12 protein-coding genes, 2 tRNA genes and 1 pseudogene are annotated in these 12,345 nt (G+C 63.9%); 8 read left to right on the top strand and 7 right to left on the bottom strand.

All coding sequences use genetic code 11. The features are described 5' to 3' along the window. Positions 1 to 3: 3 nt before the first annotated feature. Both U5A82_RS18110 and gluQRS read right to left on the bottom strand, forming a co-directional pair. Entirely contained in the window at positions 4 to 234 is a 231-nt protein-coding gene (locus U5A82_RS18110; RefSeq protein ID WP_326292271.1) for a twin transmembrane helix small protein, read from the bottom strand. Between the two features lie 9 nt (positions 235 to 243). Continuing rightward, on the bottom strand, positions 244 to 1,149 hold the full coding sequence (gene gluQRS / locus U5A82_RS18105) for a tRNA glutamyl-Q(34) synthetase GluQRS (RefSeq protein WP_442802187.1): 906 nt from the start codon (positions 1,147 to 1,149) through the stop codon (positions 244 to 246). A 94-nt stretch (positions 1,150 to 1,243) separates the two neighbouring features. Between gluQRS and U5A82_RS18100 the strand changes: the two genes are divergently transcribed. Beyond that, on the top strand, positions 1,244 to 1,810 hold the full coding sequence (locus tag U5A82_RS18100; RefSeq protein ID WP_326292270.1) for an HNH endonuclease: 567 nt from the start codon (positions 1,244 to 1,246) through the stop codon (positions 1,808 to 1,810). A gap of 82 nt (positions 1,811 to 1,892) precedes the next feature. Here U5A82_RS18100 and U5A82_RS18095 read toward each other — a convergent pair whose 3' ends face one another. Further along, the gene (locus tag U5A82_RS18095) at positions 1,893 to 2,627 is read right to left on the bottom strand and encodes a Crp/Fnr family transcriptional regulator (protein ID WP_326292269.1); all 735 of its coding nucleotides are present in this window, start codon (positions 2,625 to 2,627) and stop codon (positions 1,893 to 1,895) included. Positions 2,628 to 2,835: 208 nt separating this feature from the next. On the opposite strand from U5A82_RS18095, the gene murA reads away from it, so the two are divergent. After that, on the top strand, positions 2,836 to 4,119 hold the full coding sequence (gene murA / locus U5A82_RS18090) for a UDP-N-acetylglucosamine 1-carboxyvinyltransferase (RefSeq protein ID WP_326292268.1): 1,284 nt from the start codon (positions 2,836 to 2,838) through the stop codon (positions 4,117 to 4,119). Then, on the top strand, positions 4,112 to 5,638 hold the full coding sequence (locus U5A82_RS18085) for a sensor histidine kinase (protein WP_326292267.1): 1,527 nt from the start codon (positions 4,112 to 4,114) through the stop codon (positions 5,636 to 5,638). Before murA ends, U5A82_RS18085 begins: the two co-directional genes overlap by 8 nt. Here U5A82_RS18085 and U5A82_RS18080 read toward each other — a convergent pair. The 3 genes from U5A82_RS18080 to U5A82_RS18070 form a co-directional block, all read right to left on the bottom strand. Further along, a complete protein-coding gene (locus U5A82_RS18080; protein ID WP_326292266.1) occupies positions 5,586 to 6,020 on the bottom strand; it encodes a response regulator in 435 nt (144 codons plus the stop codon). The genes U5A82_RS18085 and U5A82_RS18080 overlap by 53 nt on opposite strands. Positions 6,021 to 6,118: 98 nt before the next feature. Further along, positions 6,119 to 6,337 (bottom strand): DUF2188 domain-containing protein, encoded by a 219-nt coding sequence (locus U5A82_RS18075; protein WP_326292265.1) that lies wholly within the window; start codon positions 6,335 to 6,337, stop codon positions 6,119 to 6,121. A 1-nt stretch (position 6,338) separates the two neighbouring features. Continuing rightward, entirely contained in the window at positions 6,339 to 6,956 is a 618-nt protein-coding gene (locus tag U5A82_RS18070) for a DNA-3-methyladenine glycosylase family protein (protein WP_326292264.1), read from the bottom strand. 79 nt (positions 6,957 to 7,035) lie between these two features. Between U5A82_RS18070 and U5A82_RS18065 the strand changes: the two genes are divergently transcribed. Continuing rightward, on the top strand, positions 7,036 to 7,353 hold the full coding sequence (locus tag U5A82_RS18065; protein WP_326292263.1) for a 2Fe-2S iron-sulfur cluster-binding protein: 318 nt from the start codon (positions 7,036 to 7,038) through the stop codon (positions 7,351 to 7,353). Between the two features lie 57 nt (positions 7,354 to 7,410). On the opposite strand, the gene rlmB is transcribed toward U5A82_RS18065, so the two are convergent. Beyond that, positions 7,411 to 8,151 (bottom strand): 23S rRNA (guanosine(2251)-2'-O)-methyltransferase RlmB, encoded by a 741-nt coding sequence (gene rlmB, locus U5A82_RS18060; RefSeq protein WP_326292262.1) that lies wholly within the window; start codon positions 8,149 to 8,151, stop codon positions 7,411 to 7,413. 103 nt (positions 8,152 to 8,254) lie between these two features. Here rlmB and U5A82_RS18055 point away from each other — a divergent pair. The 4 genes and pseudogenes from U5A82_RS18055 to U5A82_RS18040 all read left to right on the top strand — a co-directional run bounded on the left by U5A82_RS18055 (position 8,255) and on the right by U5A82_RS18040 (position 12,036). After that, positions 8,255 to 8,341: transfer RNA gene (locus U5A82_RS18055), tRNA-Tyr, on the top strand. Between the two features lie 52 nt (positions 8,342 to 8,393). Further along, a tRNA-Lys gene (locus tag U5A82_RS18050) sits at positions 8,394 to 8,469 on the top strand. 128 nt (positions 8,470 to 8,597) lie between these two features. Next, a pseudogene (locus U5A82_RS18045) lies at positions 8,598 to 10,870 on the top strand (glycoside hydrolase family 3 N-terminal domain-containing protein). Between the two features lie 98 nt (positions 10,871 to 10,968). Next, a complete protein-coding gene (locus tag U5A82_RS18040) occupies positions 10,969 to 12,036 on the top strand; it encodes a fatty acid desaturase family protein (protein ID WP_326292261.1) in 1,068 nt (355 codons plus the stop codon). The last annotated feature ends 309 nt before the right edge of the window (positions 12,037 to 12,345 follow it).

Raw genomic sequence — 12,345 nt, 5'->3', positions numbered from 1 at the left:
CGCTCAGTGCCCCTTGGACAGCAGCAATATCGCCACGATGATGACCGCCGCCGCCTGGAACAGCACGCGGTTCAGCATCATCTTGTTCTGCTTGACGCTCGACGGCCGCACCGCGCCTTCGGGCAGGTTCAGCTCTTCCTTGGTGGTCTGGAGGAAGGCGACGATGCCCCGGATCAGCGCGAACAGCGTCGCAGCCATGGCAAGGATCAGGGCGATGACGAGGATGGTGTTCATGGGCTTAGTCTAGGCGTTTGCAGCCGTGATGCCAAATGGAAAGCGTCCCGCCCGCAGGTCGGCGGCCAGCATCGCCGGGTCCATGCCCTGCGCCCGCAGATCGGCCAGCGCGATCGACCCGTCGCGCTTGGCAAGACGTCTGCCGTCCGCCCCGATCAGCAGCGGGTGATGGACGTAGGTCGGGCTGGGCAGATCCAGCAGCGCCTGTATCAGCCGGTGGACATCGGTCGCCCCGCGCAGGTCGCTGCCCCGCAGCACATGGCTCACGCCCATCGCCGCATCGTCCAGCGTGCAGGACAGATGATAGCTGGCGGGCGCATCCTTGCGCGCGAGCACGACATCGCCATGGGCGAGGGGGGTGGCGATTTGCAAGGTGGTTTCCATGCCATCCGGCGCCTGGAACGGGAGCGCGCGCCAAGCCGGCACCCCCATCCGCGCTACAGCTTGGGCCATATCGATCCGCCAGGCATGCGCTTCGCCCGCGGCGATCCGGCGTGTACGCTCTGCGTCGCTCAGGCCCCGGCAGGTGCCTGGATAGACCGGCCCTTCCGGCCCGTGCGGCGCGGTCAGGCTGGCCTGGATATCGGCGCGGGTGCAGAAACAGGGATAGAGCAGCCCTTGTCCCCGCAGCCGTTCAAGCGCCGCATCATATCGGTCCAGCCGCTGCGACTGGAAGACGACCTCGCCATCCCATGCGACGCCCAGCCAGGCCAGATCGGCCAGTATGCCCGCGACATGCTCTGCGCGACTCCGCGTGCCGTCTATATCCTCGATCCGCAGCCGGAACGCGCCGCCGGCCGCGCGCGCCATGTCATGTCCCATCAACGCCGACCAGCCATGACCGACATGCAGCAACCCGGTGGGGCTGGGGGCGAAGCGGGTCACCATATGCTGTGGTTTGGCAAGATGAGTCATACAGGCTCTTGACGGGAGATATTCGTTAATGCTGTCATGCTGCTGTCACCTTGCTGGAGGATCAGCGGCGGCGGCAAGGGGGAAGAAGGTTTCTATGTACCATCCCGACCTCATACGGCACCCGGAAAACTGCCCGGCGCTCGTTCTGAATGCGGATTATACCCCGCTCAGCTATTATCCGCTCAGTCTGTGGCCCTGGCAGACTGCGATCAAGGCGGTGTTTCTGGACCGGGTGGACATCATCGCCAGCTATGAGCGGCATGTGCACAGCCCCAGCGTGGACATGCGCATTCCGTCGGTCATCGCGCTCAAACAATATGTTCGCCCGTCCGAACATCCCGCCTTCACCCGTTTCAACCTGTTCCTGCGCGACAAATTTTCCTGCCAATATTGCGGGACGACGAACGACCTGACCTTCGACCATGTCGTGCCGCGCCGCGCGGGCGGGCGCACCACCTGGGAAAATGTCGCGACCGCCTGTTCGCCCTGCAACCTCAAAAAGGGCGGCCGGACGCCCAAGGAAGCGGGCATGAGCCTGTATGTCCAGCCGATCCGCCCCACCAGCTGGCATTTGCAGGAACATGGCCGCGCCTTTCCGCCGGGCTATCTGCACGAAAGCTGGCATGACTGGCTCTATTGGGATGTCGAGCTGCTGGCGTGACGATCCTTGGCGGCATGGCGGCGCGCCTGCTGCGCCCAAGGGCGTGTCGCCTGCGTTTCTGGTCGTCAACCAGTCCCCAGCGTCAGCCGACCGGCAACCAGTCCAGGTCCATGTCCTTGTGCCGATTGGTATAATGGCCGATCTCTTCCAACCGCGCCATGTCGTTCAGGATGATGCGCCCGTTGGAGCGGCTGATCAGCCCTTCCTGCTCCATCTGCCGGATCATCCGGTTCACATGAACCGACGTCAGGCCGATCGAATCGCCAATCTCCTCCTGCGTCAGCTTCAGGTCGAAACTGTCGGTGATGCTGTCGTCGGTCACGCGCAGCCGGTCGAACATGTCGAGAAGGAAGGACGCGACCCGCGCCTTGGCCGATGTGCGGCCCAGCGCGGCGAGCCGGTCGGTCAGCGCCACCCGTTCCGCATTGGAGAGCAGAAACAACAGCGCGGCGACGCGGGGATGCTCCTCCAGCAACCGGCGCAGCGCATGTTTGTCGAACGGGCAGACGATCGCGTCTGACAGCGCGACCAGCGATTCGGGCGCCTTGCTGTAGATGGTGCTGGCCGACCCGATGAAATCACCGGGAAAATAGACGCGCAATATCTGTCGGCTGCCATCGGGCAGGATGACGAAGCTCATCACACGGCCTTCGCGCAGCACGAATAATTCCGTCACCGTGTCGTTGACCCGCTGGATCATCGCGCCGCGCTTTATCTTGCGCGGATTTTCCTCAAGTCGGGCCAACGCCTTTTTTTCCGCGTCGGACAGGGGCACATGTTGTGCCAGCCTTTCCGCGAAACAACTTGTCGCCACCAAATACACCTTCTTTACGAATATCGTTACGATGGCAAAACGCCCTATCCGCCTTTTGGCTGCATTTTCAGAATCCGCACTAAACTCGATCAAGGTCGGCGCGTGCTTTGCAATAATGTTGCACCCTGTGCCCATCACGTCCGGTCGGGCATGGCGCATGGTCCCAGAGCCGCCTTGCGCGGGGCGCATTACACGCTATTAACCCTGCCCAATGGACCGCATTCACATTCGCGGCGGCAACGCGCTCAACGGCCGCCTTCCCATCTCCGGCGCAAAGAACGCCGCCCTGACGCTGCTGCCCTGCGCGCTGCTGACCGACGAGCCGGTGACGCTGCGCAACCTGCCGCGCCTGGCCGACGTCGACAGTTTCGGTCATCTGCTGAACCAGCTGGGCGTATCGACCATGATAGAGGGCGCGCGGCCGGAGGATTTCGGTCGCGTCATGACGATGCGGGCGGGCCGCGTCACCTCGACCGAAGCGCCCTACGACATCGTGCGCAAGATGCGCGCATCGATCCTGGTGCTGGGGCCGCTGCTCGCCCGCGCGGGCGAAGCGCGGGTGTCGCTGCCGGGCGGCTGCGCGATCGGCAACCGCCCGATCGACCTGCACCTGAAAGCGCTTGAGGCCTTTGGCGCGATCATCGAGATCGCGGCCGGCTATGTCCGCGCCAGCCTGCCCGATGGCGGCCTGCCTGGCGGCATCTACACCTTCCCCGTCGTGTCGGTCGGCGCGACCGAAAATGCGCTGATGGCCGCCGTCCTGGCGAAGGGCACCTGTATCCTCGAAAATGCGGCGCGTGAGCCGGAAATCGTGGACCTGTGCAACCTACTGGTCGCCATGGGTGCGGACATAGAGGGTATAGGCGGCGACAAGCTGGTCATCCACGGCCGCGACCGGCTGCACGGCGCGACCTATCGCGTGATGCCCGACCGGATCGAAGCGGGCAGCTATGCCTGCGCCGCCGCCATCACCGGGGGTGACATCGACCTGATCGGCGCCAATGCCGAAGACATGCACGCCATCCTGGCCGCGCTGCGCGATGCGGGCGTGCAGGTCGATCCGCACAAGGACGGCATCCGCATCGCATCCGATGGCAAGCTCAAGCCGCTGACCGTGTCGACTGCGCCTTTCCCAGCCTTCCCGACCGATATGCAGGCGCAGTTCATGGCGATGCTGACGAAGGCGGATGGCGCATCGGTCCTGACCGAGACGATCTTCGAAAATCGCTACATGCATGTTCCCGAACTGGCCCGCATGGGCGCGGACATCGCGGTCAACGGCCGCACCGCGGTCGTGCGCGGCGTCGACAAGCTGGTCGGCGCGCCGGTGATGGCGACCGACCTGCGCGCGTCGATGAGCCTGATCCTCGCTGGCCTTGCGGCCGAAGGCGAAACCCAGGTCAACCGGGTCTATCATCTCGATCGCGGCTATGAACGGCTGGAAGAAAAGCTGTCCGCCGTGGGCGCCGACATCGAGCGGGTCAGCGATGGCTGAGACATGCGAGCTGACGACCGATCGGGCGGCGCTGCTGGCGCTCTACGATCTCGACGCCGGTGGCTTCCGCAGCCTGGACGATATCACGGCGTTTGCGGCGCGCCTGTGCGATGTGCCGATCGCGCTCGTCAGCATCGTGGAAAATATACGCCAGCGGTTCCTGGCGCGTACTGGTCTGGACGCGGACGAAACGCCACGCGACGTGTCCTTTTGCCAGCATGCCATGTTGAAGCCGGACATTTTCGTGGTGCCGGATGCGGCGGTCGATCCCGGTTTTGCGGATAATGCGCTTGTTACCGGGCCGCCGCATATTCGTTTCTACGCCGGCGCGCCGTTGGTGGGCGCGGATGGAGAGCCTCTCGGTGCGCTCTGCGTCATCGATACGGTCCCGCGCGACGATCTGACCCCGTTGCAGCGTAAGGGTCTGACCTTGCTTGCCCGGCAGGTGATGGTGGAGTTGGAAGGCCGCCGCCGCGACCGCGACATCATCGCACGGCAGCGTATGGACGCCGCCGCCATCGCCGAAAGCGACCGCATGTTCCGCACCTTGTCGGACGCGATGCCGCAGATGGTCTGGTCCACGCTGCCCGACGGCTATCATGATTATTATAATGCGCGCTGGTACGATTATACAGGCGTACAGGCGGGATCGACCGATGGGGAAGGGTGGAACGACATGTTCCATCCCGACGATCAGGAACGCGCCTGGTCGCGCTGGCGCAACAGCCTGGAAACCGGCGAGCCCTATGAGATCGAATATCGGCTGCGCCATCATAGCGGCGAATATCGCTGGACGCTGGGCCGCGCGCTGCCGATCCGGGACGGTGACGGCGTCATCATACGCTGGATCGGCACCTGCACCGAGATCCACGAACAGAAGCTGATGATGGAAGAGCGTGAGTTGATCGCGCACGAACTGTCGCACCGGATCAAGAATATCTTTTCCGTCATCGCCGGGCTGATCGGCCTGTCGGCGCGGCAGCATCCCGAAATTCGCGACGTGGCCGATGACCTGCGCGATCGTATTCTGGCGCTGGGTCGCGCGCATGATTTCGTCCGGCCGCACAGTATCGACTCCGCGTCGCAACTGGGCGGGCGGCAGGGCCGCTTGTGGGGCATATTGGACCAGATTTTCGCGCCCTATCGCGGCGAAAGCGGATCGCGGATCACGATATCAGGTCATGATCCGTTGATCGATGATCGGTCTGCAACGCCGCTGTCGCTGCTGTTCCATGAACTGGCGACCAACGCCGCCAAATATGGGGCGCTATCGACAACCGATGGCACGGTCCATCTGGATGTGTCGGTGGAAGGCGATGCCATCCGGATCGAATGGCTGGAAGAGGGCGGTCCGACGATCAAGCCCGGCGGTACCGACGGCTTTGGAACGCGGTTGATGACGCTCAGCGTCGAACGGCAATTGGGTGGACGGATCGAACGGGACTGGAGGGCAGGCGGGTTGCGCCTCAGCCTCTGGATTCCATCCCGTTCCATGAGTCGGCTGGCGGGAACGGCGTAAAGCCGACGATTTCCACATCGTCCAGCACCGGCTGCTCGGACGCAGCCAGGCGCAATGCAGCGGAAATACTCTGCGCGCGGAAGGGTTTGGTGATCACGCCCAGCGCTGCGACCGAAGCGTCCCCAATCTGTGCGGGATTGGCGGTGACATAGATAACGCGGATACCGTGGCGGGCCGCCAGTTCCACGCCGATCTGCGGGCCGGTCGGCCCGTCGCGCAGGTTCAGATCGATCAGCGCTATGTCGCAATCGTCGGCGCTGGCCAGCGCGCCTTCCCGATCAGCCGCAATCGCGCCTACCGCAAAACCGGCATCCTCAACGATCTGTTCGATCTCCAGCGCGACGAATATCTCGTCCTCGACAATCAGAACCTTCTTGCGCATTCTCTGGCCTGTATAACTCGAACCAACTAAACCCGGGCGGGCGTTAAGGTTCCTCTTCTGTTGGAAAATACCCGCCAGCCGCGTTCACGACTGGCCTTTCACGCCTCGACGCTGGTCCATATCGTGTCGAATTTGGTCCCCTCCATCACCAATACGGACGCAGGATAGCCGGCCTCGCTCGCCTTGCGCGCGGTGCCCGTGGCGCTGTCTACCGCCAGTGCCTGGGTCGCGAAGGGGCCATAATATTTATTGTCCAGATTGATCTTCCAGACGCCCTCATGCTGGAGGACGATGTAGCGGGCATGGGGCAGGGGCATGTCAAATTACCTCGATATTATAATGGTGCCAGGCCATGATGGCCGCTGCGCCCCGATGGGGGCGCCAGGCTTCGGCGATTTGCCGGGTCAGTTGTTCGCTCGGCCGTTCGGACAGGCCCAGGATGCGGCCGATCTCGATCTGTACCGCCAGGTCGCCCGCTGGCCAGACATCCGGTCGGCCCTCCGCGAACAGCAGGTAGATTTCTGCCGACCAGCGCCCGATTCCTTTGATCCGCACGAGTTGCGCGATAGCTTCCTCATCATCCCGGGGCAGGGCATGCAGGTCGAGCGCGCCCGACAGGATCAGTTCGGCCAGGCTGCGCGCATAGCCCTGTTTCTGGCGGGACAGGCCACAGGCGCGCAAAGCATCGAAGTCACGCGCCACCAGTGCGTCGGGCGCGCAACCCTCGCCCAGTTCGGCCTCCAGCTTGCGCCACACGGCGGCGGCGGACGCGACGCTGACCTGCTGGCCCACGATCGTGCGCAGCAACGTCTCATAGCCCGGCGCGCGCATGCGCGGCGCGGGATAGCCTGCCCGGGCGATCGCGGCCGTAAAGCCCGGCTCCAGCGCGGCGATGGCGTCCAGGCTGGCGCGCAATTGTTCCGCAGTCGTCACCATAGGCTTATTGTCTGGCCCCTTGATTTCGTCGCGTCTGTCGGTCAGAGCGGCTGAGAAAAATTCTGGAGGGTGAGGGTAGATGCCGAAACTGATAGTGGTCAACCGTTCGGGTGAAGAACAGGCCGTCGATGGCGATAATGGCCTGTCGGTCATGGAAGTCATTCGCGATAACGGATTCGACGAGTTACTGGCCTTGTGCGGCGGTTGCTGCTCCTGCGCGACATGCCATATATATGTCGATCCCGCCTTCGCCGACAGGCTGCCCGCGATGAGCGAGGACGAAAACGACCTGCTCGACAGCAGCGATCATCGCAACGACGCCAGCCGCCTGTCCTGCCAGGTGGTGCTGACCGATGCGCTGGACGGCCTGCGCATCACCATCGCACCGGAAGATTGATCGGGACGGAACGGTGGGACGGGCGTCGATCGATGCCTTTCCCACCGTTCCGCCTTGTCAGCGCACCGTCGCGGCGTAGAGGGCGATCGCCGCCGCATTGGACACGTTCAGGCTTTCCATGCGCGGGCTGATCGGCAGCTTGGCGATGATATCGCAATGGGCGATCGTATTGTGGCGCAGCCCTTCGCCCTCCGCGCCCAGCACCAGCGCGACGCGCAATTCGCCGATCGCCTCGCCCAGCGTAGTGCCGGCGTCGCCGTCCAGGCCGATGCGCCAATAACCCGCCTCGGCAATTTCCTCCAGCGCGCGCGCCAGGTTCACCACGCGGATCCAGGGCACATTCTCCAGCGCGCCTGATGCCGCGCGCGCCAGCACGCCCAATTCGGGCGGGGCGTGCCGGTCCTGCGTGACGATGCACAGCGCGTTGAAGGCTGCTGCGGAGCGCAGGATCGCGCCGACATTATGCGGGTCGGTCACCTGGTCCAGCACCAATATGGGGCGCTTGTCGTCCTGTCCCTGCTCCAGAACATCGCCCAGCCAGACATCGTCCAGCGGCTCGACTTCCGCGACGATGCCCTGGTGCGGCGCGTCGGACGGGACCATCCGGCCCATGTCGGCGACGTCGGAATAGACGATCGGCAGCACCGGCGGCAGATCGAGCGCACCCAGCGCTTCGCGCGTGCCCCATATCTTGCGCACGATGCGGTTGGGATTGGCGAGCGCCGCTATGACGGCGTGGCGGCCATAGAAGCGGGGGAAGGCGCCCTTGGGCTTGGCGGAACGATGACCTTTTTTCATGGCCCGCTCTTTTCACATTCACCCATTGACAGGCAAGTCTCCTTTCGCCATTGAGCCGCCTCCAGCGCGGCGGGAACGCAAATTTCATGGCGCGCAGGGCACTGGACAGGTGGCCGAGTGGTTAAAGGCAGCAGACTGTAAATCTGCCCGGGTTTCCCGTACGCTGGTTCGAATCCAGCCCTGTCCACCACTGCATCGGGCCGATGCAGTCGGTCCTTCCCGGACCGGAAACAGGCCGGTGTGGACGCATAGCTCAGTTGGTAGAGCAGCTGACTCTTAATCAGCGGGTCCTTGGTTCGAGCCCAAGTGCGTCCACCATAGCCTTCCTCCCATCGCTGGCCAAAACCATCGCGCCGCAGGGTCATTGCCGCAGTGCAACGAAATGCGCACCGCCGCGTTCGCTTGGACAAGTTCCATTCATCCTTGCCCGGTTACGCCCGCTCTGCATGACACTTGATCGCCGCGACCTCATCCTCCGCACCCTTGGCGGCGTCCTCGCCATCGGCTTGCCCCGCAGCGCTTTGGCGCAGACTGATGTCGAGCGTGTCGACGCCCTGATCGCGAAGATGACGCTGGAGGAAAAGGCCGGGCAGATGACCTGCCTCGCCGACAGCTTCCGCCCGTTCAACCCGCCCAACCCGCAGGTCGGCATCCAGGATGAAAAGCGCCTGGCGCAGGAAATCCGCAAGGGCCGCGTCGGCTGCCTCTTCAACGGGATAGGCGTCGCGGGCGGCCGCCGCGCGCAGGAGATCGCGGTCAAGGACAGCCGCCTCGGCATCCCCTTGCTCTTCGCGGGCGATGTCATCCACGGCCTCAAGACCATCTTCCCGGTCCCCCTCGCCGAAGCCTCCAGCTTCGACCCCGCTTTGTGCGAGCGCACCGCCCGCGCCCAGGCGATCGAAGCCACCGCCGCTGGCCTCCACCTCACCTTCGCCCCCATGGTCGATGTCGCCCGCGACCAGCGCTGGGGCCGCGTGGTGGAGGGGGCAGGGGAGGACGTGACCCTCACCGGCCTGCTGTCCGCCGCCCGCATCCGGGGCTATCAGGGCCGCGACCTGCGCCGCGACGACGCGCTGCTCGCCTGTCCCAAACATTTCGCCGCCTATGGTGCAGTCGCCGCGGGCCTGGAATATGGCAATGTCGACATCAGCGAAGAAACGCTGCGCGAAACCCATCTGCCCCCCTTCGGCAAGGCGTTCGCGGCGGGCGCGCTCACCACTATGGCCGCCTTCAACGAAATCAACGGCGTCCCCGCCACGGCGGACAGCGAACTTCTCACCGACATTTTGCGCGGCGAGATGCAGTTTCGCGGCTTCGTCTTTTCCGATTACACCGCCGACGAAGAACTGGTCGCCCACGGCTTTGCGGAGGATGACCGCGACGCCGCCCGCCTCGCCGTTCTCGCCGGGGTCGACATGTCGATGCAGAGCGGCCTCTACATCCGCTACCTGCCCGATCTGGTGAAGAGCGGCGCGGTGCCGATGGGCACGATCGACGTCGCCGTGCGCCGCATCCTCTATGTGAAGGCCGCCATCGGCCTGTTCGACAATCCGTACAGATCGCTGAATGAAGAAGCGGAAAAGACCCGCATCTTCACCCCCGCCCACCGCGCCCTGTCCCGCGAAGCCGCCACCCGCTCCGTCGTCTTGCTCAAAAATGAGGGCGTCCTGCCGATCGACCCGGCCAGGGGCAGACAATCGCCCTCGTCGGCCCCTTTGCCGAGGATGTCCGCAACCTCTACGGCCCCTGGGCCTTCTATGGCGACCCGGACAAGGGCGTGGACATCGCCACGGGCCTGCGCGCCGCGCTGCCCGACCCGACGAAAATCACCGTCACGCGCGGCAGCGACATCAGCGGGCCGATCGACGGCGGCATCGCGGAGGCGGTCGCGGCGGCCAAAGCGGCGGATATCGTCCTGCTCGCCATTGGCGAATCGCAGGCCATGTCGGGCGAAGCCCAGTCCCGCACCGTCATCGAAATCCCGGCCGCGCAGCAGGCGCTGGCCGACGCGGTCACGGCCATCGGCAAACCTGTCGTCATCCTGCTGCGCCACGGCCGCGCGCTCGCCCTGCACGACGGCGTCGCCAATGCGCAGGCGATCCTCGCCACCTGGTTCCTGGGGAGCGAGGCGGGCCACGCCATCGCCGACATCCTGCTGGGGAAGGTCGATCCATCGGGCAAGCTCCCCGTCAGCTTCCCGTGGGAAAGCGGGCAGGAGCCTTTCTACTATGACCGCAAATCCACCGGCCGCCCGGTGCTGGGCAATGGCAGCACAGAATATAAGGCCCGCTACGCCACCACCGACAACAGCGCCCGTTTCCCCTTCGGCCACGGTCTGACCTATACCGACTTCGTGCTGGACCAGTTGAAACTGTCCGACAGCGCGCTGCGCTGGGACGCCGCGATCGAAGTGACTGCCCGCATCGCCAACAAGGGCGACCGCAAGGGCAGCGAAGTGGTCCAACTCTACACCCGCGACCGCGTCGCCAGCCGCACCCGCCCGATCCGCGAGCTAAAGCGCATGGCCCGCGTGACGCTGGCGCCGGGTGAAAGCAAGACCGTCCGTTTCTCGTTGTCGCGCGTCGACCTGGAGTTCGTCGGCGCCCGAAGCCAGCGCATCGCCGAACCGGGCGCGTTCGACCTGTGGGTCGGGCAATCGAGCGTGGGCGGATTGAAGAGCGAGTTTACGTTGTATGCGGAGGCTACGTCCAAGGGATAGGGTGGGGGTTAGTGCGCGGCTGGAGCGTCGCTTGACGCTCTTTTGCGCCAATCCTATCATCGCAGGACGGTTGGCGCAGCATTCGGAGACATGTTTTCATGACGGACACCGCCGGGGAGCGTGCGCCCGGCTATCGCTATTCGCGGCGCGGCACCCTGCCGCTGATCCGGCAATTGTCCGTCGTAGACAATCGTCGCAACGCCTTGTTGCTGCTGCTGCAATGGGTGATCATCATCGCTGCGGGTGCGATCGCGATCCAGGTCGATCGGATTCCGGTCTATCTGTTGGCCGCTATCGTCATCGGATCGCGCATCCAATGCCTCGCGGTGATGATGCACGATGCGTGTCATGGATTGCTGTTCAGCAATCGCCGGGTCAATGATTTCATTGGTGACATTCTCGTCTCCTATCCGCTGATGATGAGCATCCATCTCTATCGCGCGAACCATATGGTGCACCACCGCTACACCAACACGCTGCGCGACTATGATTATCGCGTTCAGCGGAAAGACCCCGATCAGCATTTCCCGAAAAGCAGGATGGGCATGGTCTGGCTACTCGTGCGGAGCTTGACCGGTCTCAACTATTATCGCGTGGCGCGGGCCGGTCGGGTCTGGGCGCCCATCGCCAATTTTCATAATCCCCGGCGCTTCGGTTTCGATTATCGCCTGTCGCTGCGTCTCCGCTATGTCGTCTGGGCAGTGCTGGTCTACGGCTTGATCCTGTGGTCGCCCTTCCGCTGGCAGATATTGGGTCTCTTCATGATCCCGCTCTTCATCTGGGCGAACGTCTTCAACCGGATTCGGGCGACGGCCGAGCATAATGGCGTAGCCGACGAGCAGGAATTGAACGGTACGCGGACCGTTATTCCCACCTGGCTCGACCGGTTTCTGATCGCGCCGCTGAATGTCAGCTATCATCTGGAACATCATCTGTTTCCCTCCGTGCCCTGGCATAATCTGCGCCGGTTGCACATGCATCTGATGGCCGATCCGGCCTATGCGGCGCAGGCGCACGTCACCCAAAGCTATTGGGGTGTCGTCAAGGAGTTGATGTCGCCCCCCACAACGGCAGACGCGAAGCTGTCGGTTGCGCTTTCTGAGGTGAAACCTGAAGTGGCGTTAGACACATCAAACGCATCGGTTCCGGCACAAGCGCAAACCTGATGCTGCCCTTTCCCTGCGCTCGGGCCTGCGCTGGACCATGTTGCGCCTGTCCTACACTTGCGCTGGCATGCCAAGATCGCACCGGCTCTTTCCTACCGTAAACCTGCTACATGCCATGCGACGTAAAGGGGCATGATAGGAACCGATAAGCCGTTCCCCAGCGAAGGCCGGGGGCCAGTTCCACGGTTTGACCTGGACCCCGGCCTTCGCCGGGGAACGCCGTGATCAGTCTCATGCGTTTCTATCAATCTAATCCGGTATAATCCCACCGCGCGGCCCACCCCCCCATTTCGCAAAAATTCTCCTATT

The sequence above is a fragment of the Sphingobium sp. CR2-8 genome, from assembly GCF_035818615.1.
In the GTDB taxonomy this organism is placed as follows: Bacteria; Pseudomonadota; Alphaproteobacteria; order Sphingomonadales; family Sphingomonadaceae; genus Sphingobium.
This window is presented reverse-complemented; position numbering and strand designations above follow the sequence as displayed.